The following is a 22,380-nucleotide window of genomic DNA, read 5'->3' on the forward strand; positions in this document are numbered from 1 at the left end:
GCAGTAAAAGATGATGGCAGACCTTAGCACCGGTTTTCTCGGGATTCGGTCCCCCAATCCATTCTGGTTAGCCTCAGCACCGCCCACGGATAAGGCATACAACATTTACCGGGCATTTTCGGCAGGCTGGGGAGGTGCCGTATGGAAAACTCTGGGTGAAGACCCGGCGCCGACCAATGTTTGCTCAAGGTACTCTGCTCATCGGGATACTCACGGGCGGATTCTGGGCATCAATAACATTGAGCTGATTTCAGATCGCCCGTTACAAGTCAATCTGGATGAAATCAAACAGACCAAAAAAGACTGGCCCGATCGGGCTTTAATTGTCTCTCTGATGGTGCCCTGCGAAGAAGCGAGCTGGCAACGTATTCTCAATCAGGTTGAAGCAACCGGCTGTGACGGCGTCGAACTCAATTTTGGTTGCCCCCATGGCATGCCGGAGCTCGGTATGGGCGCGGCGGTAGGGCAAGTCCCCGAACTCATTACCAAAGTCACCGGATGGTGTAAACAACATACACGACTGCCGGTTATTGTTAAACTGACGCCTAATGTCACCGATATTGTCCAGACAGCCAGTGCCGCTCTTGCAGGTGGAGCAGATGCGGTGTCACTGATCAATACCATTAACTCCATTACCAGCATCAATCTCGATACCATGGTCGGCTACCCGGCCGTCGGCAATTATTACACCAGCGGTGGTTATAGCGGCGAGGCCGTCAAACCTGTTGCCCTGAATATGGTGGGACAACTGGCACGACACGATGAAACAGCCAAACTCACGATATCCGCTATGGGCGGAATCACGACCTGGCGGGATGCTGCAGAATATCTGTCACTGGGGGCAACAAGCCTGCAAGTCTGCACAGCGGTGATGCTGAATGGATTCAAGATCATTGATGAACTGGTTGACGGACTCTCAAGATGGATGGATCAGAAAGGTTATCAGGCGCTGTCTGAATTTCGTGGGGCTGCCGTTGCCAGCCTTACTGACTGGAACAGACTGGATCTGAGCTACAAAAGTGTTGCTCATATTGACCAGAGTCATTGTATCCGGTGTGGCCGTTGTTTTGCGGCCTGCGAAGATACTGAACATCAGGCCATAGCCTTGCAAACATCTGATGACGGAAAAGACCGAACCTTTGAAATCATTCCGGGGGAGTGCGTCGGTTGCAACCTTTGTCAGATCACCTGTCCCGTTGAGGGGTGCATCACGATGATCAGTCTTCCTGGCTCAAATCCAGAGCTGTAGGTCATTTGAGCCTGCTGGATTTATTGCGTTCCGGCATTGTGTACAATTCTCCATATATCCATAAACACCTCATCAGCGTCGCCTCCCAAAGCATCTTCATATTTTCCATATCTCTCTTCTGCTATTTTTATGGCTGGTTTGGGGTCTGCTCCGTGATCTAAAAGGCATCTGGCGATTTTATAAAACTCTCTCAAATCCTCATCATTTAATTCACAGTCTGAAATACGAAACATTACTAATCTTAAAGGCGTAATCGGTTGTATAAACCCGTTTGGATCGTCCTGATCTGTGGCCTGCCTGTAACTTGGATCAGCTCCTCTGTTCAAACAGTCTTCAACTCTTTCAAAATCATAATTACTTACCGCCTCCATTAATTCTTCGTCAACGGCTCTCTTCTGACTTGCTATTACTACCAAACCTGGATCCGAGGTCAGTAATACTGTGTCAGAACCGCTCGCTGCAACATGTGTAGTCGCGGATGCTACCGGAAACCCTGAATTGAATGTTGCTAAAGAATAATCATTTGATGAAATTGTTTCTGTGCTTCCAGCAGTGGTGCTTTCAGCATAACTGCCTGTACTCGATGGGGCCAACCTAACCGTAAAGGTAAACGGACTGTCATCTTCACTACTGCTATATGGCGCGCTTGAACTCGGCATGATCCTTGAGCTATCAAGCCCGGCACCTAAAAATAAAGCACCCGCCCATAACCGTCCAGCCATCGCTGGAGTTGGAGGCAGCGACGAATCGAAACCCTGAGTAAAGCCTGACTGTAAAGTTAAAGTGGACATCAAAGGCAATAGATAGGAAGCGGAGTGTTTCATAATGACGGAATTCCTGTCAACAGCTACAACCTCTGTAGCCAGAACGAAGCCGAACTTTCAATATTAATCAAAACTCAGGATTTTTCTATTTAACAACTCGTTCCCACGCTCTGAGGGTGTCGCAAAACTCCAACAGCTCGTTCCCATGCTCTGAGTTCGTCATTCCCGCGAAGGCGGGAATCCAGCGCCAACGGTGGATCTCTGCCTTCTCGGGGATGACAAGGCCAGGGGAGCACCGGGCAGTATGGTTCTGGTGGTGAGTCAGTGTGGATTCCCGCCTTCGCGGGAATGACGAGAATGAAATCGGGAATGACGGGGGTGAAGGCGGGAACCAGAGTTTTGCGACACCCTCGCTTTGCGTGGGAATGCATACTTCCCCTGATGTTGGAGTTTTGCGACAGCCTCAAAGGCGGGAATCATTCAGATTGAGTTAATAAGCTTGCAGTTGTAACTGCTGGCGAGTACCCATTCACCCTATAACAAAGTTGTCAGATTTACTGTCAGAAACGGAACATTCCATGTATGGAGAGTGTCTAGGTTTTATCAGCCATAAATGGACAGGGACAGCAACAATGAATATATCTTCGACTCCGAGCACTTCCTCATTGAATCTTGTGTCGACAAAAGACGCTGAGAGCAGTATGGATGAAACTGATAAGGCTGATGCAAAATTCAGTATTGTGGCACTGGATCATTGTTATGCCAGACTTTCGCAGGAGCTTACTGATACTCTGACGACCACAGAAGAAATACCTGTGCTGGAAAGGGTGGCAACTTCTCACGTCACCCCAGAGCCTACAAAAAAAATATCGATTTGCTCGCAGAGTTATTCATTGACAGGCAAGAGCCTATCGAGTTGGAGCTCCATCACTACCTGCCAGCTTGATCAAGTTGTTCAGGTAGCTTGTGTCGTAGAAGTCGAAACAGCAACAGGGCCTTCTTCATCCGCAGCAGTCAGAAGCAAGAAGTCAAGGAATAAAAAAGCAAGATCACCTGAAAGAAGAAGGCTTGAGAACAGGGAGTCTGCTCGAAGAGCCAGACAAAAGGCAAAAACTCGTTTGGCATACCTGGAAGAAGAATTGCAAAACATTAAAATGGAGAATTTGTACCTGCAGGTTAAGAACACTGAAATGGCAGAGCACATTTCCGAAAGGAAAGCAGAAAATATGATTTTAAGAGGAGTATTGCCAGGGGAGAGATTTGTGCCAATTGCTGACAATTATAAATGGGATTCTAACAAAATGGGCGACCCGGAGGATGAAGACGAGTGTGCAGAGAAAATACCGCCAAAGAAGGAATTTGCATCTGCTCCTGAGTACTTCGAACTGGATGATCAAGCAATATTTGATAGCGATGATGATGCCAGCTAGACCATACGAAATATTCGATTCCGAATGGCTGGGTGCTTAGTCTCAACTACCAGATGCAATGACATTAAGTGGTGCAAGCGTGAATGAATGGGCTCATACAAGAGTGGACAAGACAGCAGCACTGTTACCATTACTTTCCCCGAAATCTTATAAATCATTGATTTTTATAAATTTTTACCCACCTCGTTTCCTATAGGAAACAAATGGGTTGATGTGAAACCTCCAGATTTGCTACTCTGCCAATTCTCTGAATGTATGTTGAATTTTTTTAGTCGTTTAATTCAGGGATCTTATCGTGGAAAAACAACGGCTTCTTTCAGACCAGAATCGTTAGTCCGATAAAAATCTAAAATACAAAAGGTTTTTATGAGATAAGAATACAGAGGGAGCAGATCATGGGACTGAGCATTTTCGACCTTTTTAAAATTGGCATCGGGCCTTCATCCTCACATACCGTGGGTCCCATGGTGGCTGCCAACCGTTTTCTGGATGAACTCCACACCAACCAGCACTTCGAGCAGACACACCGCATTAAGGCCGACCTCTATGGTTCTCTGGCCATGACCGGAGAAGGACACGCTACAGATGTTGCCGTCCTTCTGGGACTTCTGGGCGAACACCCTGATAGAGTGAGTCCCGACAAAGTGCCTGAATACGTCTCTGACATTAAGAACAACGATCGACTCAAGCTGGGTGGAATCAGGACTATAACCTTTCATTTCGATACTGATCTGCAATTTCATTTTGGAAACTCCCTGCCCAATCACCCCAATGGCATGTCACTTACGGCTCTCGATGCCGATGGGCAAGTCCTTTACAAGAACCGATATTACTCGGTAGGTGGCGGTTTTGTTCTCAACGAGCAGGAAGCCTCTTCCAATCTATCCACCAACCTTCAAGCTGCCCCCATTCCCTACCCTTTTGAAAAAGGTCAGGACCTACTGGACCACGGCAAAAACAGTGGTTTATCCATCGCCGAGCTGGTGCTTGAAAACGAAAAACATCTGGGTCGCAGTCAGGATATTTCCGGGGATCTGATGGCCATCTGGCAGGTGATGGATCAATGCATCCAGCGCGGTTGCCAGCAAACCGGGAAACTGCCCGGGGGACTGGATGTTGCCCGCCGCGCCAGTGACATACACAAACGCTTAATCAACAAGCCAAAAGAGCATTGGGATGACCTGCAAAGCATGGACTGGGTAAGTCTTTTTGCCCTGGCCGTGAATGAAGAAAATGCAGCAGGGGGCCGGGTCGTCACCGCACCGACTAATGGTGCTGCCGGTGTCATACCCGCCGTTCTGGCTTATTATGATCGCTTTGTTCCCGGCAGCTGCGAACAGGGCATTCAGGCTTTTCTGGCTACCGCAGCCGCCATTGGTATGCTGTACAAAAAAAATGCCTCCATTTCAGCCGCTGAAGTGGGCTGTCAGGGCGAGATCGGGGTAGCCTGCTCCATGGCAGCAGGGGCACTCTGCGCCGTTCTGGGCGGCACCAATGAACAGATAGAAAATGCGGCAGAAATTGGTATGGAACATAACCTGGGACTGACCTGTGACCCGGTTGGAGGTCTGGTTCAGGTGCCATGCATAGAGCGAAACACTATGGGTGCAGTCAAAGCCATTAATGCGGCACGACTCGCCCTACAGGGTACCGGCCAGCATCGGGTCTCACTGGACAGCGTGATAGAAACCATGCACCAGACTGGCCTGGACATGCAGGATAAGTACAAGGAAACCGCCACTGGCGGACTGGCAGTCAATGTTGTCGTGTGCTGAGACTCGTGACAGATGCCAATAAAAGCAAAAATAATCAGCACAAATACCCGGAATGCTCCGTATAACCCGGAGCATTCCCATGGGAGCATGGGCCGAGGTCCGTGGTTCAGGTATTTTCAGACCATCACAGGGCTGTCCCATCCACCGACGGCCGTCAGAGAAAGGTAGAAACATGGCTGTTGATAAACAGGCACTCAGCGCTCTGGAACAGAGCAACGCATTTACCGGTCGTCACATTGGCCCGGATCAGGCTCAGCAACAGGCAATGCTGTCCGAACTGAAACTGGAGTCACTGTCTGATCTGATTGAACAGACCGTTCCCAAAGCCATTCGCCCATCCACTACCCCAGGAGAGAACACCCTGGCGGTTGCAGCGGGCAAGACAGAAGTTCAGGCGCTGGCATACCTGCGTTCACTGGCTGACCAGAACAAGGTGAACAAATCCTACATTGGTATGGGCTACTACAACACCCATATTCCAAACGTCATCCTCAGAAACGTTCTGGAAAACCCCGGCTGGTACACTGCCTACACGCCTTATCAACCCGAAATCTCCCAGGGCCGTCTGGAAGCCTTGCTGAACTTCCAGCAAATGGTCATGGACCTGACCGGTATGGAAGTCGCCAACGCTTCCCTGCTGGACGAAGCCACCGCAGCTGCAGAAGCGATGGCACTTTGCCATAGATCCAGCCGCAGCAAGAACAGGGTGTTCTTTGTTGCAGACGACGTCCACCCGCAAACCATCGACGTCATCAAAACCCGTGCTGAGCACATGGGCATCCAGGTAGAAGTCGGCAACCCTGTTACCGATCTCGAAAAACACGATATCTTCGGTGTACAGCTGCAGTACCCTGGCACTCACGGACAGATTACCGATGTCGCCAGCATCGTCGCCAAAGCCAAAGAACAAAAAGCCATGGTGTCTGTCGCCACCGACCTGATGGCTCTGATGCTGCTGAAGTCACCCGGTGAGCTGGGGGCTGACATTGCTTTGGGCAGCAGCCAGCGATTTGGTGTCCCTATGGGCTTTGGTGGTCCGCACGCCGCTTTCTTTGCTGCCAGTGAAAAACTGAAGCGCTCCATTCCCGGTCGTATTATTGGTGTTTCCATCGACCGCCGTGGTAACCAGGCTTACCGCATGGCGATGCAGACTCGTGAGCAGCACATCCGTCGTGAAAAAGCGACGTCCAACATCTGTACTGCCCAGGCTCTGCTGGCCAACATTTCTGCGTTCTATGCCGTTTATCACGGGCCACAAGGTCTGAAGACCATTGCTGAGCGCATCCACCGCCTGACCACTATTCTGCATAAAGGCCTGACCACTCTGGGCGTTCAGTGTAATAATACTTTCTTCGACACCCTGACCCTGAAAGTGGGCAGCCAGCAGGAAGCGATCTATAACCGCGCCCTCGAAGCTGACTGCAATCTGCGTCGCATCAGCTTCGATCAACTGGGCATCAGCATTGATGAGACCACAACAGCGGAAGACATCACGCAGCTGTTCAATATCATTCTGGGACAGGGTCAGGATCTGGATATTCAGACCATTGACAGCCAGATTGCAGTGTCCGGTCTCAAAGACGAGCATCGTCGTACTGATGCCGTACTGACTCACCCGAATTTCAACAGCTATCATTCCGAAACCGATATGATGCGCTACCTGAAGCGTCTGGAGAATAAGGATTACTCCCTGACCCACGGCATGATTCCTCTGGGCTCCTGCACCATGAAACTGAATGCCGCTGCTGAAATGATTCCGGTGTCATGGCCTGAATTTGCCAACATCCACCCGTTTGCGCCCAGAGATCAGGTCAAGGGTTATATGACCATGATCAACGAACTGGAAGCGGCACTGGAAGAAATCACCGGTTACGACAAAATCTCCATGCAGCCCAATTCCGGCGCCCAAGGCGAGTATGCCGGTCTGCTGGCCATCCGTAACTATCAGGAGGCCAATGACCAGGCACACAGAAATATCTGCCTGATCCCCTCTTCCGCTCATGGCACCAACCCAGCTTCTGCCGCTATGGTCGGCATGAAAGTGGTGGTCGTTGACTGTGACGAGAATGGTAACGTGGATGTTGCCGATCTTCAGGCCAAAGCTGAACAGCACAGTGAAAACCTGTCCTGCCTGATGGTGACCTACCCTTCCACCCACGGCGTTTATGAAGAGGAGATTCGCAACATCTGCGACATCGTTCATGAGCACGGGGGACAGGTCTACATGGACGGCGCCAACATGAACGCCCTGGTCGGCATTGCCAGGCCCGGCAAGTTCGGCTCCGACGTTTCGCATCTGAACCTGCATAAAACCTTCGCTATTCCTCACGGTGGCGGCGGTCCCGGCATGGGCCCCATCGGCGTCAGAAGTCATCTGGCGCCTTACCTGCCAAACCACTGCGTCAGCCCGATTGAAGGCGATAACGAAGGTATGGGTGCAGTATCAGCAGCGCCATTTGGCAGCGCCTCTATCCTGCCCATCAGTTATCTGTACATTGTCATGTTGGGACAGCAGGGTCTGCAACAATCCAGTGAAGTCGCCATTCTCAACGCCAACTACATGGCTGAGAAACTGGCTGCTCATTACGACGTTCTGTATCGTGGCCGCAACAACAAGGTGGCTCATGAGTGCATTATCGATATTCGTCCGATCAAAGAAGCCTGCGGTGTCACCGAAGAAGACATTGCCAAGCGCCTGATGGATTACGGTTTCCATGCACCGACCATGTCCTTCCCGGTTGCCGGCACTCTGATGATTGAGCCGACCGAATCCGAGTCCAAAGACGAGATCGATCGTTTCGTCAGCGCCATGATTGCCATCCGCAAAGAAGTTCACAAGGTACAGGAAGGCGAATGGCCTGCCGAAGATAACCCGCTGTGCAACGCTCCGCACACTATGGAAGATCTGGTAGACAGCGAATGGAGCCATCCGTACAGTCGTGAAGAAGCCGTCTTCCCGTTGAAAGGCTCTATCGATGGCAAATACTGGCCCACTGCCAACCGTATCGATAATGTCTACGGCGATCGCAACTTTATCTGCTCCTGCCCATCTATCGAAAGCTATCAAGAACAAGACTAAAGTCGTCTGAGAACCAGCATTGAAACGGGGAAGTCACTTCCCCGGCTTCTTCACAATTTCAGGGAGTATCCCTAATGACCGAACTTAAAAAAACACCACTGCATAGCCTGCACCAGGAGCTGGGCGCGAAAATGGTTCCTTTCGCAGGCTTCGATATGCCGGTTCAATATCCTCTGGGGGTTAAAGCCGAGCATCTGCACACCCGTGCAAAAGCGGGTTTGTTCGATGTCTCCCACATGGGGCAGGTTCGTCTGACAGGCAACAATCCGGCCAGGGCTCTGGAAGCTCTGGTACCTGTCGACATTATTGATCTGCCTGAGCGCAAGCAACGCTACGCCCTGTTCACCAATGAACAGGGGGGCATAATGGACGACCTGATGGTCACCAACGAAGGCAATGACAGCCTGTACATTGTTGTCAACGCCGCCTGTAAGGATCAGGACATTGCTCACATGAAGGCTCATCTGCCTGAGGATGTTAAGCTGGAGGTTCTGGATGACCGTGCTCTGGTCGCCATTCAGGGTCCTGAAGCAAAATCCGTTATGGCCCGCTTCGCGCCTGAAACAGAGAAGATGGTCTTCATGGACTCCATTCACATGACTATTGAAGGCGTTGACGTTTACATCAGTCGCTCGGGTTACACTGGTGAAGATGGTTTTGAAATCTCAATCCCGGAAGCGGACGCTGACAAATTCTGTCGTATGCTGCTGGATCAGCCGGAAGTCGAGTTCATTGGTCTGGGTGCCCGTGACTCCCTGCGTCTGGAAAGTGGACTCTGCCTCTATGGTCACGATCTGGATACAGATACCACTCCCATCGAAAGCAGTCTGATCTGGGCCATCAGCAAAAACCGTCGTAAGGATGGTGAGCGTGCTGGCGGCTTCCCCGGCGCAGACAGGATCCTGAGCCAGATTGAAAACAAAGACCTCACCCGTAAACGTGTTGGTTTAATCGGCAGCAGTCGTGCTCCGGTTCGTGAAGGGACTGAAATCGTCAACGCCGATGGCGAGAAGATCGGCGTTGTGACTTCAGGAACCTTTGGACCCACTGTTGGTGCTCCTGTCGCAATGGCCTACGTTACAACTGAATATGCTGCCTTGGAAACAGAAGTTTTCGCGCAGGTGCGCGGCAAAAAATTGCCTATGACTGTGAGTCGTATGCCGTTTATTGAACAGCGTTACTATCGCGGCTAAGCTCTGCGAAAAAGCCCGGTTAACCGGGCTTTTTTTATCAGTGATAAGCTGGTTTCTGTTTTGCCCGCTTTAAATAACCATTGGCGCAAAAACAAAACCAAAGGCAACACAAAGTGCAATACAGACAGTGCCCGGCATAAAGAATGGGTGGTTAAATACCAGTTTGCCGATACGGGTAGACCCGGTCTCGTCCATTTCTACGGCTGCCAGCAGTGTTGGATAAGTAGGCAGAACAAACAGAGCGGATACCGCTGCGAAAGAAGCGATAGCGGTCACAGGATCAACCAGAGCCAGAGCAGCAGGCATCAGGGCTCGAGTGGTGGCAGCCTGAGAGTAAAGTAGCATAGAGGCGAAGAACAGTGTAACCGCCAGCAGCCATGGGTAGCTGTTCAGTAAATTGCCTGCCAGAGCCTGGATAGAATCAATGTGCGCCCCCACAAACGTATTACCCAGCCAGGCAACACCCAGTACGCAGACGCAGGCACTCATACCGGACTTGAAGGTCTGGGCATTGAGGATATTGCCAGAATCAATCTTGCAGAAGATAGTGATCAGGCCAGCCGCAATCATCATAAATACCATGATGGCAGAGTCGCGGGGCAAAACAGGATTTTCAATCAGACCGACGTTACCGCTGATAGCCGTAGCGTAAAGCACCACAGCCAAAATACTGAGAGCAAAAATACCGACAGACAGACCGGCGCCTTTCCTGCAGTCCTGACGGGCTTTGGTCTCACGCAAGGTAATCAGACCAGCTTTCAATCTTTCCTGATAGATAGAATCCTTGTCCAGATCCACACCCATGAAATTACAGATAACAGCGGTCAGCATAACCGCCGCATAGGTAGTAGGAATGCAGATGGCCAGCAGTTGCAGGTAATCAATGCCATAGGGCTCAAGGAAGCCACTGAACACGACCACTGCGGCAGAGACAGGTGACGCAGTAATGGCTATCTGGGAAGCAATCACAGCGATACTCAGTGGACGAGATGGACGGACACCGTTTTCTTTAGCCACTTCTGCAATCACCGGCAGAGTAGAGTAAGAAGTATGACCTGTACCTGCCAGCAGAGTCATAACGTAAGTGACAGTCGGTGCAAGAAAAGTAATATACTTTGGCTTACTGCGAAGAAGCTTCTCGGCCAGCTCAACCAGATAATCCAGACCGCCAGCCACTTGCATGGCAGCCACTGCACCAATCACCGACATAATGATCAGGATAACATCTATAGGTATTGCCCCGGGTTCGAGCCCGAGGCCCAGAGTCAATACCAGCACCCCCATAGCACCGGCAAAACCAATCCCGATACTACCCAGCCGAGCCCCAAGAAAAATAGCCCCAAGTACAACCGCTAACTGAACCCAAAGCATGAAGAGGTCCCCTCTATCGTAATAATGCTTCAACCAGACAATGGCAATGTCACTGCCTGAAACAAACAAACTTAGCGTTAATATATTAACTAGTTTCCAACAGGGAAATAATAAGTTTATATGCTAACTATTTACGGATTACCGAAACATCTTTCTCTACTCTTCCCATGAATAAAACTCGACTTACTGTTAACTCCTTTTCCGTCGTGTCAGCATTTAGTCGTCAGATCCATAAAAAATAAATAGGAAGGAAAAATGCTTCAGTCGAAAAATAGCAGAGTCAGGAGCTCGAGAGGTCATGAAATTTATGGGTCAACTTCAGGCCACCGCCACAGTTTTTGAAGATAATGCCTGATAGAACTGACCATCGACATAATTTAGGGCGACAAGGTCATCAGCACTTACTCTGCCTTAACCTAAAAGTCGATGTTATATAGCTCGCGCCGGTAATGTGTTCTAACCTTATGCCTTCGATTTTCATAATTCAAAGGTAAATACATGAATTTGCTGAAACATGTGTTCACATTTTTTATCTTATGTTACTCAATACAGTTGTTGGCAAGAGACAGGGTGGAAAGGTACACTGATCCAGCAGAAGTAGTTCCTGTAGGGCAGCTTCCCTGGATTGTACAGCTAAATAATATTTTTGATCCCTGTTGTATAACAAGGTGTACCGCATTTTTGATCACTCAAAGACATGTTTTAAGTGCGGCTCACTGTTTCCTTTCTGAAAAAAAAGCATTAGATTCATATGTAGATTTCAAAAACATGGATAGCAAAAAAAGAATTAAAGTTAAAAGATTCATTCTTCATCCGGATCTTGAAATGCCAAAAACAGATATTGCAATTATGGAACTTTCAGAAGATGTCATTCTTGACAACCATCCCCTTCTTGATTTTTCAATATATAATTGTTCAAATCTAGCCAGTTTTATAAGAAACCCTTTTGCAGCAGGCTACCAGGGAACCTCAGTACTTAAAAAAGTGAGCTTATCATGGCTAACACGGCGGATGTGCCAACATAAGGATCTTAGATATATCTTAAACTATCCAGGGGATGGAAAAGGTGGAGATTCAGGCTCACCGCTATTTTATAAGTTTAATAATACTGAATATCTAATTGGTATACATTCAACCGGGTCTACTTACAATGGAAGCCCGATAATCTATACGCCAATATTCACTAACGCTGATTTTATAACCAAAAGCATTTACCTTAATTCATCAGCTAATCGAACATACTTTTATGATGCATTGACATCAAATGATTCTGAGTGGACTGATTTAGTTACTTCAACTGATCCGGCTACTTCAACTACCTCGACTGCTTCAACTACTTCAACTACCTCGACTGCTTCAATTACTTCAACTACCTCGACTGCTTCAACTACTTCAACAACATCTATTACTTCTGCTAGTCGAATTTACACATTGATTATACCAATAGCTATTATTTTTTTTGCTGAGTGACGTGATTATCTCTTGAGATAGTCATGGGCAAAAAGTTTCTGAAGTTAACCGTCGGATATTGGTTCAATGATAAATCCAACAAAAAAACCGGTGAACTCTGAGAGTATCGCCGGTTTTTTGTATCGAGAACAACTGAGTGCTCACGAATAAACATCTGCATCAGACTGCTGGATTAACCACCGAAGTGATTAACCACCAAAGTCGTCCAGCATGATGTTTTCAGGTTCAACGCCCTGATCTTCAAGCATCTTGATTACCGCAGCATTCATCATGGGAGGTCCACACATATAGAACTCACAGTCTTCAGGTGCAGCGTGTTGCTTCAGGTAGTTGTCAAATAGCACCTGGTGAATAAAGCCGGTGTAACCTTCCCAATTGTCTTCTGGCTGAGGATCAGACAGAGCTAAATGCCAGGTGAAGTTAGGGTTATCTTTTGCCAGCTTGTCGAACTCGTCTACGTAGAATGCTTCACGCAGGGAGCGGGCACCGTACCAGAAAGAAATCTTGCGGGTAGATGACAGACGCTTCAGCTGGTCGAAGATATGAGAACGCATAGGCGCCATACCTGCACCACCGCCGACAAAGACCATTTCGTTGTTGGTGTCTTTCGCGAAGAATTCACCGAAGGGTCCGTAAACGGTCATCTTGTCACCTGGCTTCAGGTTAAAGACGTAAGAAGACATCTTGCCCGGCTCAAAGTCAGTACCCGGAGGCGGTGAAGCGATACGGATATTGAATTTGAGGATACCTTTCTCTTCAGGGTAGTTAGCCATGGAGTAGGCACGGATGGTCTCTTCATCCACCTTGGAAACGTACTTCCACTGGTCAAACTTGTCCCAGTCGCCACGGTACTCATCCTGAATATCGAAGTTCTTGTACTCAACCGTGTGCGCAGGCGCTTCCAGCTGCACATAACCACCGGCGCGGAAGTTAACGTCTTCTCCCTCTGGCAGTTTCAGAACCAGCTCTTTGATGAAGGTGGCAACGTTCTCGTTGGAAACAACTTCACACTCCCACTTCTTAACACCGAAGAGCTCTTCTTCAACTTCGATTTCCATGTCCTGCTTGACGTTCACCTGACAGGACAGGCGCCAGCCTTCCTTCTCTTCACGCTTGGTGAAGTGAGAACGTTCGGTGGGCAACATCTCGCCGCCACCATCGAGTACTTTACACTTGCACTGTGCACAGGTACCACCACCACCACAGGCAGATGGCAAGAAGACGCCCGCACCTGACAGAGTCGTCAGAAGCTTGCCACCGGCCACCGTGGTGACGGCCTTATCGGGGTCTTCGTTGATGTTGATGGTTACATCACCGGTGCTGACCAGCCGCGAGCGAGCTGCCAGAATGACCGCTACGAGCGTCAGCACGATAACGGTAAACATGACTACGCCCAATACGATAGTAGAATCCATATTTACACGACCTCCTTAGAGCTGTACGCCAGAGAATGACAGGAAGCCCAGTGACATCAGACCAACAGTTATGAAGGTGATGCCCAGGCCACGCAGGCCCGAAGGCACGTCACTGTACTTCAGCTTTTCACGGATACCGGCCAGGGCGGCGATTGCCAGAGCCCAGCCAACACCAGCTCCCAGCCCATATACCGCAGACTCGCCAAGATTATAGTCACGCTCAACCATGAACAGGGAAGCTCCCATAATAGCGCAGTTCACGGTAATCAGCGGCAGGAATACACCCAGCGCGTTATAAAGTGACGGTACAAACTTGTCCAGGAACATTTCCAGAATCTGGACCAGAGCCGCGATAACACCGATGTAGGTGATCAGACCCAGGAAGCTCAGATCGATACCGGGTGCCAGCGCCCCATCTTTCAGGATATTCTGATAAATCAGATTGTTAATGGGTACAGTAATGGTCAATACGGCCACTACAGCAACTCCCAGACCCAGAGCTGTTTTCACCTGCTTGGACACCGCCAGGAAGGTACACATACCCAGGAAGAAAGCCAATGCCATGTTTTCAACGAACACTGCTTTCACAAAAAGTGAGATGAAATGTTCCATGGCTTAGTGGGCCTCGCTGAACTTGGTGTTAGGAGCCATTTTGAACTCGTTGTCTTCAACCTGATCCGGCTTGCGACTGCGAATCACCCAGATCAGCAGACCGATCAGGAAGAAAGCGCTTGGAGCCAGCAGCATCAGGCCGTTAGGCTGGTACCAGCCACCGTTGTTAACAGTCTTGAGGATTTCAACACCGAACAGGTTGCCGGCACCGAACAATTCACGGAAGAATGCCACAATCAGCAACACCGCACCGTAACCCAGACCGTTACCAATACCGTCCAGAAACGACAGCCTGGGACCGTTCTTCATAGCGAAGGCCTCAGCACGCCCCATCACGATACAGTTGGTAATGATCAGACCAACAAACACAGACAGCTGCTTGGAGATGTCGTAAGCGTAAGCTTTCAGAATCTGATCTACCACGATTACCAGGGAAGCAATCACGGTCATCTGACAGATGATACGAATGCTGTTGGGAATGTGGTTACGAATCAGAGATACCGCCAGGTTGGAACAGGCGGTAACACCGATTACCGCCATGGCCATTACCAGGCTGACCTGCATGCTGGTGGTCACCGCCAGTGCCGAGCAGATACCGAGGATCTGCAGGGTTATGGGGTTGTTGTTAACGACCGGTTCCAGCAGGATATCCTTAGTCTTCTCAGACATTATGCATCCCCCGCTTTCAAATTAGTAAGGAACGGTTTGAAGCCATCTTTACCCATCCAGAAATGAATCAGATTGGTTACACCGTTACTGGTCAGAGTGGCGCCGGAAAGACCGTCGACCTTGTAAGGAGACCTGGGATCCGCACCGCCTTTTACCAGGCCTGCTTCCACTACACCTTTATTGTCGTAGATCTTCTTGCCAGGCCATTTGTCCTTCCAAAGTGGGTTGTCTACTTCGCCACCCAGCCCCGGAGTTTCCTTCTGGTCGTAGAAACCGAATCCCTTAACGGTGTTCAGGTCGCTATCCAGAGCCATAAAGCCATACATGGTAGACCAGAGTCCGTAGCCGTGTACGGGCAGAATGATGGTTTCCAGCTTGCCATTTTTCTCAACGATATAGACCTTGGCAATGTCAGCCTGACGCTTGATGCTGGCAATATCTTCAGCACCACTCAGGGCACGGGACTCATCAGGAATCTTGGCTGCAACACGCTGGTCGTAGTTATCAGCGGTTTGACCTTCAGGTGTTTCCTCAACGAACTTGCCTGTTTTGAGGTCAACCAGTCGCGGCTGAACCTGTTTGTAAAGTTCGGCCACTTCGCTGTTGCTCAGCGCCTTGGCATCTTTGGTGAGACCAGAAATACTCAGAATGTTGCGCTGCACGTCGAGCTCAACATTCTGGGTCTGCTGCGGCTTCAGGAAAACAGCTGCAGCAGATACCACAACGGAGCACACCAGAGAGAGCAGAATCGTTACAAATAACGTCTTCTTGATACTATCGTTACCCATCAGGCACGAGCCTCCCTACGCTTGATGTTGGCTTCAACCACGAAGTGGTCAATCAGCGGCGCAAACAGGTTGGCGAACAGAATGGCCAACATCATACCCTCTGGGTAAGCCGGATTAACGGTACGGATCAGGATGACCATGATGCCAATCAGAATACCGTAATACCAGCGACCGGTATTGGTCATGGAAGCGGATACAGGATCGGTTGTCATAAAGATCAGACCGAAAGCAAAACCACCCATAACCAAGTGCCAGTACCATGGAGTACTGAACATCATGTTGGTTTCGGAACCAATCATGTTAAACAGGGTTGCCGTTGCAATCATACCCAGCATGGTACCGGCGACGATTCTCCAGGAAGCAATACGTGTCGCCAGCAACACAGCACCACCAATGAAAATTGCCAGAGTAGAGGTCTCACCGACAGAACCCTGGATGGTACCCAGGAAAGCGTCAAACCAGGTAATGCCATTGGAGACTACCTGATCTATACCTCCCTGCTGCGCCAGACTCAGGGCAGTCGCACCAGAGAAACCGTCTACAGCAGTCCAGACCAGGTCACCGGAAATCTGTGCAGGGTAAGCGAAGAACAGGAACGCACGCCCCGTCAGCGCCGGGTTAAGGAAGTTCTTGCCGGTACCACCAAACACTTCCTTACCGATTACAACACCGAAGGAAATACCCAGGGCTACCTGCCAAAGCGGAATACTGGGGGGAACAATCAGGGCGAACAGGACAGAAGTGACAAAGAAACCTTCGTTGACTTCGTGACCACGAACGATAGCGAACAGTACTTCCCAGAAACCGCCGACCAGGAATGTCACGGCATAAATAGGCAGGAAATAAACAGCACCATAGATGAAGTTATCCCACAGACTTGCCGGATCATGACCCGCCAGCAGGCTGATCAGGGCACCGTGCCAGTCAGCAGGAGCAGCCAGACCACCAGCAATAGCCGTGTTGGCCTGGAAGCCAACATTCCACATACCAAAGAACATGGCCGGGAAGGTGCAGAGCCAAACCATGCCCATCATACGCTTCAGGTCGATCGCATCGCGAACGTGAGCGGTGTTATGGGTCTTGTTAGGAGCTGTATAGAGCAGAGTGTCTACTGCCTCATACAGTGCATACCACTTCTCGTGCTTGCCACCTTTGACAAAGTGGGGCTCGAGGGAGTTAAGGAGTTTTCTCAAAGCCATTTCTCAGCCCTCCAGCTCGATACGGGTCAGGTTGTCGCGCAGGATGGGACCGTATTCATACTTGCCGGCACACACGTATGTACACAGTGCCAGATCGTCTTCTTCCAGTTCCAGGGCGCCCAGTTTCTGGGCCATTTCCGTATCGCCAACCACAATCGCACGCAGCAATTGTGTCGCCAGGATATCCAGAGGCATGACTTTTTCATACTGTCCCACTGGTACCATGGCACGTTCACTGCCGTTGGTGGTGGTTGTAAAGTTGAACAGCTTGCTTCTGCTCAAGCCGGAAGTCAGAACATTCAGCACAGAGTAACGGTTCACAGTAGGGTTTATCCACCCCATGAACAAACGCTCATTGCCTTCTTCCAGAACAGAAACCTGTGTGTGATAACGACCCAGGAATGCAAAGGAGCCTTTAGCAGTACGGCCACCAAATACAGAACCAGAGATAATACGGTTATCACCCTCTTTCAGTTCACCTGCAGCCAGCTCATCAGTGCTGGCACCCAGTCGGGTCCGCATCAGACGAGGCTTCTCAACCTGAGGACCTGCCAGAGCTACAACACGATCAGTAAAGAGTTTACCAGTGGTGAACAGTTTGCCAACGGCAATAACGTCCTGGTAGTTAATCTGCCAAACGGTCTTTTCAGCACTCACCGGATCCAGAAAGTGAATATGGGTACTGGGCTGTCCAGCCGGATGAGGCCCATCAAACTCTTCTGCAGTCGCAATACCGGCCGGAATACGAGCACCGGGTGCTTTACACAGGAAGATTTTGCCACCGCTGAGTTTGCCGAGGATATTGATGCCCTGTTCAAACGCTTCAGCATGCTCACTGATGATGATTTCCGGGTTAGCTGAGAGAGGATTGGTATCGATGGCAGTAACAAAAATGGAAACCGGGCGAGAACCCAAGGCTGGCACTTTACTGAAGGGTCGGGTGCGAAGGGCAGTCCACAATCCGGATTCATTCAGTTGTGCTTCTACCTGATCAGCAGTCAGGGCTGACAGTGCTTCTGGCTTGTGCTCAGTAAACGAGACTTCATCGTCACCATCGACATCAATAACAACGGATTGTAGTACCCGCTTTTCACCACGATTAATCGCAGCAACCACACCGCCGGCAGGCGCAGTGTAGCGCACACCCGGTGTTTTCTTATCAGTAAAGAGCTCTTGCCCTTTTTTAACTCGATCTCCGACAGCGACGGCCATTGTAGGTTTCATACCTACATAATCAAAGCCAATCACGGCGACAGAGCGAACTGCTCGGCCATCGGATATGCTTTGATCAGGCGCCCCTGTAATCGGAAGATCCAGCCCCTGTTTGATTTTGATCATACCTTTCGCCTAATCAATCAATTTTCAGGTCCGGAATAAACCCGCCTCTCCAGTGATAACCGACAACTGACCAGAACAACCCCGAATACACAGCTTTTCTCCAACCGGAAAGTCAGAATTCAAGCTATGATCTCTACTTCAATCAGATACACAGAAGGGTGTCAGTCAGACCTGAGTCCGTCCTGCAGGCTCCCTGAAGAACGCACCCAGGTAGAATGAACCCTGTTTGGCAGTATTCTGATCCAAGCAAAATGACGGTTAACATCCCCAAGCCTCATGCTGTCGAAGAGCGTGTCGGCCTCATGCTTGAAAGCATAAGTCCGAAAGGCTTCTGTCTGAGACTCAAGTAAAATCGCACATCAATTCATCGTTATGTGGCCGCAGCGGCTCACCATTGAAAAAAATGGTTGCGCAATTATAAAGACAGTCTTCTGGATATGCCATAGGCGAATGATCGTGGAATCCCTTAATGTAGAAAGAAGTCACCATTATCTTGATAGTGGAGATCGACTCAGTGAATATCCACTCATTGATCGTTACCGACAATCTGGAGAGTCGGCCAATTGATTGGATGCCTGCATTTACAACCAACCCTCTCTTCAGTCAGAAGCCGCTTTGGGGAACAACCGGAAAAAATTTTCAGAAGTGACCTCAGCCAGCTTTTCTGGTGAGATACCTTTTAACTCTGCCACACATTTTGCAACATCAGGCAGATAACGAGGCTCATTGGGCTTGCCTCGATGAGGAACGGGTGCCAGGTAAGGGGAGTCGGTTTCAATCAGCAGCCGATCCAGAGGCACCTTCTTGACGACCTCTCTTAATTCAGTCGCATTCCTGAAGGTTACGATGCCGGAAATAGAGATGAAGTAGTTCAACTCCATCGCCTCTTTCGCCATCTCCCAGCTCTCTGTAAAGCAGTGCAGCACTCCTGCTTTTTCCAGATCGCCATGCTGGCGTATCAACTTAAGGGTATCCTCTCTTGCGTCTCTGGTATGGACAATCATTGGAAGTTGTGACCGCTGAGCTGCCTGCAAATGAATTCTGAACCGTTCCTGCTGCTTTTCTTTATTGTCAGCCGAGTAATAATAATCAAGACCACTCTCACCCAGTGCAATCACTTTTGGGTGTGCCGCATAATGCAACAGGGTTTGCAGATCCGGCTCGGCGGCCTCTTTTTCGAGAGGGTGTATTCCAACCGAGGCATACACATCCTGATATTTGTCAGCCAGACCAACCACAGCATCTGCATGCTCAAGATCAATCCCCACGCAAAGTATTCTTTCAACCCCCGCCCGCCTTGCCGCATTGAGTGCTGCTTCCAGATCACCGTCGTAGCTGTCGAGCTTGAGACGGTCGAGATGGCAATGTGAATCAATCAACATATTCAGTCGTAAAAAATCCAATACTGTTCAGATAATGAATGAAGTCAAAACCTCAGGCAACGAGACTGCCTCAGGCCAGAGCTCTACATGGTACTGGTTTCGCGATCGGACTTGAGCGCCCCCGCCAAATACATTTCTATTTTAGTTCTGACCGTGTCTGTTGCGTCAGTAAACTGAACACCTATCCCGGCCATTCGGGCAGAGCCCTGGGGTGTGATCCAGACCACTTTGCCGGGAACAGGTAATTTATCCGCTTCATCCATCAGAGTCAGACGAATAAAAACCTCATCTCCCAGTGAGTAACGCTTTGAAGTCGGAATAAATAACCCACCACCCGTTATAAAAGGCATATAGGATGAATAGAGAGAAGAGGAGTCTTTGATCGTCAATGACAAAATGCCTGACATACCACCCTTTGCACGGTTCATCATTCTTCTCCTGTTATTGTGATTCTTCTTTTTCCCATAGCCCAGACTGAATTTGAGCTTATCTTTCAGTCAGTGTAACCCGTCCATCGATGAGTTGACAGAGACTATTTTCACAAGAAAAACTCAGATTTGTGCGCACAAAAAGATCTGGTCGACACTTCCTGTCGCACCGTCAGTGATGACTTGGGAGCTTTCAGGAGCATTGCCGATGCAGGACATCATCACTGCATCGTGAGGGTGATGGTCATGAGTCGATAATGACTCTCTGTCTGATAGTCTATCCTGCTATCTGGCATCGAATTCGTTATGGACTGAACGCATTCATCTCTGAACAACTGTTTGGACGGAAAAGCACCTGGCTGGCATTGCGGAAAGTTCTTTGACTGTAATTTTCATGTTCGGTGATTGAAGCCTGAACGGGATAGTGTATGACGGATACCAGAGTGATATGAAAAAAACATATTACGCACTTGCTGTTTGCAAATTTCTTTCGTCCTGTTTTATGGTGCAACTGGCAACGATTCAGCTGGCAGTGGCCGTCAATAGCATCTCCGGGCAGATGTCATTAAGTTCGCTTTTGCCTCTTATGGCCACTGTTTACCGGACTATTCCCGAAACAAAACACCATTTGCCTGACCTGAATACGCCACCACAGCCTGCTCAGCATGTCGGAAGTAGCTCATGTCCTTTTGATAAAAAACTTTCTGTCGTTTCTCCACAATACGCTCAGATAAAATTACCAGTCACTCTGGCTGCAGGCAGTGGTTTTGATAGCTCTGATAACAATGACCTTGACGCAGTCGAAAACCCGTTAACCTGTCTCCTTCGTAGCCCCTTGCCTCTGTCAATCCGTTATGTTGAATCCGGTATTCCGGTTTTATTTCAGGATGAAATCTGGCTAAGGCTTGATCAGGAAGAATCGCTGATTCTTGCACCTTCTGAGTTTGCTGCTGCGGCGAGAGTCAGCGATATTGCCGGGGAAAACTGGCCGCAATTCATTGCGGCTGAATCTGTTCAGAGTGACACCGGCAGTGTCAGATCTGTCTTCAGATGGGCTAATAAACTGACACTGGACTCATTATTCGATGACCCGCTATTAAGATTTCTCGCATTCACTCACGGCACCGCTTTTTATATTCAGGACAGTAATGGGCAACCGTCATACATCATCCAGGACAACGGCAAGCTGATATTTATCAGCAGGATTGAGGCCTGCTTGCGGTTCAGTCAGTTCAGCCAGAACTTTCTTGAGTCATTGTATCCGGAGATTTTCGGCCCATCGCTGCCAGCGGGTGGTGGTTGGCATGAATGGAACCGCTGCATTCGCAAGAAGCCTTTCCATCCTGATCATTCAGAACGCCCCTCGGAACCCGACACAGCCTCTAACGAAAGGGATGGCAGGCAAATACGGATCAACCCACAGAAAAATACGGCTGCTGGTGGTGGTCTGTCCTCTGGAGACGGTCGTATGTTCTCCGGAGACGGTCGTCTGTTACAAGTGGAGTACGCTGGAGAGGCTGTCGGTCTTGGTCTCTGCGTGGTCGGAGTAAAGTCTGCCGATACCGTCGTCCTGGCTGTGAGAAAGAAGTCGTTGCAGCTGCTGGAGAGCCACACTATCGGTAAAATCGTCAGGCTTGATGAGCACGCTCACCTGGCCTTCGCTGGTCTGTCTGCTGACGCCCGTATTCTGATCCGGAAGGCTCAGCTGGAGTGCCAGAGCTACCGTTTGTCCTACGAGGACGCTATGGATATCAACTGCATAGCCCGTCATATTGCTGAAATCCAGCAGAAAGCTACTCACTCTGCAGGTTGTCGCCCTTTCGGTGTTGCCTGTGTCATTGGTGGCTTCAACATGGATGGTACCCCTCAGCTCTGGCAGACTGAGCCCGCCGGTGTCTGCGCCAGCTGGAAGGCCTGCTCTGTCGGACAGAAGAGTAAGGCTGTGTTGGAGCTTTTGGAGAAAGAATACAGGGATGACATGAGCCGCGATGAAACGATTAAATTCGCCCTGAAGGGCCTGCTGGAGGTTGCCGACTCTGGTGCTCGCAACGTTGAGCTGTTAGTCCTTGAACGTGATCACTCCTCCAGGTGGTTGGATGACACCGAGCTTGAGCAGCTGGTGACTACTCTGAACAAGGAGCGTGAAGAGGAGGCCGCCAAGAAGAAGCGCCCCCGTGATGAGCAAAAATCAGCAGCGAACTGATTACCCGGATGCGAC

General features: G+C 49.7%; 18 protein-coding genes. 7 read left to right on the top strand and 11 right to left on the bottom strand.

Features of this window, described 5'->3' with window-relative positions:
• Positions 1-13: 13 nt before the first annotated feature.
• A complete protein-coding gene (preA, locus tag ACO6V5_RS09025) occupies positions 14-1,249 on the top strand; it encodes an NAD-dependent dihydropyrimidine dehydrogenase subunit PreA (RefSeq protein ID WP_422137098.1) in 1,236 nt (411 codons plus the stop codon).
• A 20-nt stretch (positions 1,250-1,269) separates the two neighbouring features.
• On the opposite strand, the gene ACO6V5_RS09030 is transcribed toward preA, so the two are convergent.
• Positions 1,270-2,073: a hypothetical protein gene (locus tag ACO6V5_RS09030; protein WP_422411272.1), complete on the bottom strand. Its 804-nt coding sequence runs from the start codon at positions 2,071-2,073 to the stop codon at positions 1,270-1,272.
• 89 nt (positions 2,074-2,162) lie between these two features.
• Positions 2,163-2,444 (bottom strand): hypothetical protein, encoded by a 282-nt coding sequence (locus ACO6V5_RS09035; protein ID WP_422133372.1) that lies wholly within the window; start codon positions 2,442-2,444, stop codon positions 2,163-2,165.
• Positions 2,445-2,714: 270 nt separating this feature from the next.
• Between ACO6V5_RS09035 and ACO6V5_RS09040 the strand changes: the two genes are divergently transcribed.
• From ACO6V5_RS09040 to gcvT, 4 genes are all read left to right on the top strand, one after another.
• Complete coding sequence (locus tag ACO6V5_RS09040; RefSeq protein ID WP_422410446.1) at positions 2,715-3,443, top strand: bZIP transcription factor; 729 nt, start codon at positions 2,715-2,717, stop codon at positions 3,441-3,443.
• A 395-nt stretch (positions 3,444-3,838) separates the two neighbouring features.
• On the top strand, positions 3,839-5,218 hold the full coding sequence (locus ACO6V5_RS09045) for an L-serine ammonia-lyase (protein WP_422410448.1): 1,380 nt from the start codon (positions 3,839-3,841) through the stop codon (positions 5,216-5,218).
• Between the two features lie 172 nt (positions 5,219-5,390).
• Entirely contained in the window at positions 5,391-8,297 is a 2,907-nt protein-coding gene (gcvP, locus tag ACO6V5_RS09050; protein WP_422410450.1) for an aminomethyl-transferring glycine dehydrogenase, read from the top strand.
• A 74-nt stretch (positions 8,298-8,371) separates the two neighbouring features.
• The gene (gene gcvT / locus ACO6V5_RS09055; RefSeq protein ID WP_422410452.1) at positions 8,372-9,490 is read left to right on the top strand and encodes a glycine cleavage system aminomethyltransferase GcvT; all 1,119 of its coding nucleotides are present in this window, start codon (positions 8,372-8,374) and stop codon (positions 9,488-9,490) included.
• Positions 9,491-9,559: 69 nt separating this feature from the next.
• Here gcvT and ACO6V5_RS09060 read toward each other — a convergent pair whose 3' ends face one another.
• On the bottom strand, positions 9,560-10,861 hold the full coding sequence (locus ACO6V5_RS09060; protein ID WP_422410454.1) for an anaerobic C4-dicarboxylate transporter: 1,302 nt from the start codon (positions 10,859-10,861) through the stop codon (positions 9,560-9,562).
• Between the two features lie 498 nt (positions 10,862-11,359).
• Here ACO6V5_RS09060 and ACO6V5_RS09065 point away from each other — a divergent pair, with 498 nt between their 5' ends.
• Positions 11,360-12,331 carry a trypsin-like serine protease gene (locus tag ACO6V5_RS09065; protein ID WP_422133366.1) on the top strand — a complete coding sequence of 324 codons (972 nt, stop codon included), beginning with the start codon at positions 11,360-11,362 and terminating at the stop codon, positions 12,329-12,331.
• A gap of 188 nt (positions 12,332-12,519) precedes the next feature.
• Here the strand turns inward: ACO6V5_RS09065 and nqrF are convergent, their stop codons facing one another.
• The 8 genes from nqrF to ACO6V5_RS09105 all read right to left on the bottom strand — a co-directional run bounded on the left by nqrF (position 12,520) and on the right by ACO6V5_RS09105 (position 20,162).
• On the bottom strand, positions 12,520-13,746 hold the full coding sequence (nqrF, locus tag ACO6V5_RS09070; RefSeq protein ID WP_422133365.1) for an NADH:ubiquinone reductase (Na(+)-transporting) subunit F: 1,227 nt from the start codon (positions 13,744-13,746) through the stop codon (positions 12,520-12,522).
• Between the two features lie 15 nt (positions 13,747-13,761).
• Positions 13,762-14,358 (bottom strand): NADH:ubiquinone reductase (Na(+)-transporting) subunit E, encoded by a 597-nt coding sequence (gene nqrE, locus ACO6V5_RS09075; protein WP_317141965.1) that lies wholly within the window; start codon positions 14,356-14,358, stop codon positions 13,762-13,764.
• A gap of 3 nt (positions 14,359-14,361) precedes the next feature.
• Complete coding sequence (locus tag ACO6V5_RS09080; protein ID WP_422133364.1) at positions 14,362-15,027, bottom strand: NADH:ubiquinone reductase (Na(+)-transporting) subunit D; 666 nt, start codon at positions 15,025-15,027, stop codon at positions 14,362-14,364.
• Positions 15,027-15,815 (bottom strand): Na(+)-translocating NADH-quinone reductase subunit C, encoded by a 789-nt coding sequence (locus ACO6V5_RS09085; RefSeq protein ID WP_422137733.1) that lies wholly within the window; start codon positions 15,813-15,815, stop codon positions 15,027-15,029. The genes ACO6V5_RS09080 and ACO6V5_RS09085 overlap by 1 nt, the downstream gene beginning before the upstream one ends.
• Complete coding sequence (locus tag ACO6V5_RS09090) at positions 15,815-17,014, bottom strand: NADH:ubiquinone reductase (Na(+)-transporting) subunit B (protein ID WP_422133362.1); 1,200 nt, start codon at positions 17,012-17,014, stop codon at positions 15,815-15,817. Before ACO6V5_RS09090 ends, ACO6V5_RS09085 begins: the two co-directional genes overlap by 1 nt.
• 3 nt (positions 17,015-17,017) lie before the next feature.
• Entirely contained in the window at positions 17,018-18,352 is a 1,335-nt protein-coding gene (locus tag ACO6V5_RS09095; protein ID WP_422410458.1) for a Na(+)-translocating NADH-quinone reductase subunit A, read from the bottom strand.
• Between the two features lie 599 nt (positions 18,353-18,951).
• Entirely contained in the window at positions 18,952-19,755 is an 804-nt protein-coding gene (locus tag ACO6V5_RS09100; RefSeq protein ID WP_422410460.1) for a TatD family hydrolase, read from the bottom strand.
• 62 nt (positions 19,756-19,817) lie between these two features.
• A complete protein-coding gene (locus ACO6V5_RS09105; RefSeq protein ID WP_422137097.1) occupies positions 19,818-20,162 on the bottom strand; it encodes a PilZ domain-containing protein in 345 nt (114 codons plus the stop codon).
• A gap of 448 nt (positions 20,163-20,610) precedes the next feature.
• Between ACO6V5_RS09105 and ACO6V5_RS09110 the strand changes: the two genes are divergently transcribed.
• Positions 20,611-22,365, top strand: a complete 1,755-nt coding sequence (locus ACO6V5_RS09110) for a hypothetical protein (protein ID WP_422410462.1) — start codon at positions 20,611-20,613, stop codon at positions 22,363-22,365.
• Positions 22,366-22,380 lie beyond the last annotated feature (15 nt).

It is taken from the genome of Endozoicomonas sp. ALD068 (assembly GCF_049310145.1).
GTDB lineage: Bacteria > Pseudomonadota > Gammaproteobacteria > Pseudomonadales > Endozoicomonadaceae > Endozoicomonas_A.

Bases quoted from the DNA above. Each gene is read 5' to 3' on its own strand.
- ACO6V5_RS09040 (WP_422410446.1), top strand. From the start codon at position 2,715: ATGGATGAAACTGATAAGGCTGATGCAAAATTCAGTATTGTGGCACTG.
- ACO6V5_RS09030 (WP_422411272.1), bottom strand. From the start codon at position 2,073: ATGAAACACTCCGCTTCCTATCTATTGCCTTTGATGTCCACTTTAACT.
- ACO6V5_RS09085 (WP_422137733.1), bottom strand. From the start codon at position 15,815: ATGGGTAACGATAGTATCAAGAAGACGTTATTTGTAACGATTCTGCTC.
- ACO6V5_RS09105 (WP_422137097.1), bottom strand. From the start codon at position 20,162: ATGAACCGTGCAAAGGGTGGTATGTCAGGCATTTTGTCATTGACGATC.
- nqrF (WP_422133365.1), bottom strand. From the start codon at position 13,746: ATGGATTCTACTATCGTATTGGGCGTAGTCATGTTTACCGTTATCGTG.
- gcvT (WP_422410452.1), top strand. From the start codon at position 8,372: ATGACCGAACTTAAAAAAACACCACTGCATAGCCTGCACCAGGAGCTG.
- ACO6V5_RS09090 (WP_422133362.1), bottom strand. From the start codon at position 17,014: ATGGCTTTGAGAAAACTCCTTAACTCCCTCGAGCCCCACTTTGTCAAA.
- preA (WP_422137098.1), top strand. From the start codon at position 14: ATGGCAGACCTTAGCACCGGTTTTCTCGGGATTCGGTCCCCCAATCCA.
- ACO6V5_RS09080 (WP_422133364.1), bottom strand. From the start codon at position 15,027: ATGTCTGAGAAGACTAAGGATATCCTGCTGGAACCGGTCGTTAACAAC.
- ACO6V5_RS09045 (WP_422410448.1), top strand. From the start codon at position 3,839: ATGGGACTGAGCATTTTCGACCTTTTTAAAATTGGCATCGGGCCTTCA.
- ACO6V5_RS09095 (WP_422410458.1), bottom strand. From the start codon at position 18,352: ATGATCAAAATCAAACAGGGGCTGGATCTTCCGATTACAGGGGCGCCT.
- ACO6V5_RS09035 (WP_422133372.1), bottom strand. From the start codon at position 2,444: ATGCATTCCCACGCAAAGCGAGGGTGTCGCAAAACTCTGGTTCCCGCC.
- gcvP (WP_422410450.1), top strand. From the start codon at position 5,391: ATGGCTGTTGATAAACAGGCACTCAGCGCTCTGGAACAGAGCAACGCA.
- ACO6V5_RS09065 (WP_422133366.1), top strand. From the start codon at position 11,360: ATGAATTTGCTGAAACATGTGTTCACATTTTTTATCTTATGTTACTCA.
- nqrE (WP_317141965.1), bottom strand. From the start codon at position 14,358: ATGGAACATTTCATCTCACTTTTTGTGAAAGCAGTGTTCGTTGAAAAC.
- ACO6V5_RS09060 (WP_422410454.1), bottom strand. From the start codon at position 10,861: ATGCTTTGGGTTCAGTTAGCGGTTGTACTTGGGGCTATTTTTCTTGGG.
- ACO6V5_RS09110 (WP_422410462.1), top strand. From the start codon at position 20,611: ATGAAAAAAACATATTACGCACTTGCTGTTTGCAAATTTCTTTCGTCC.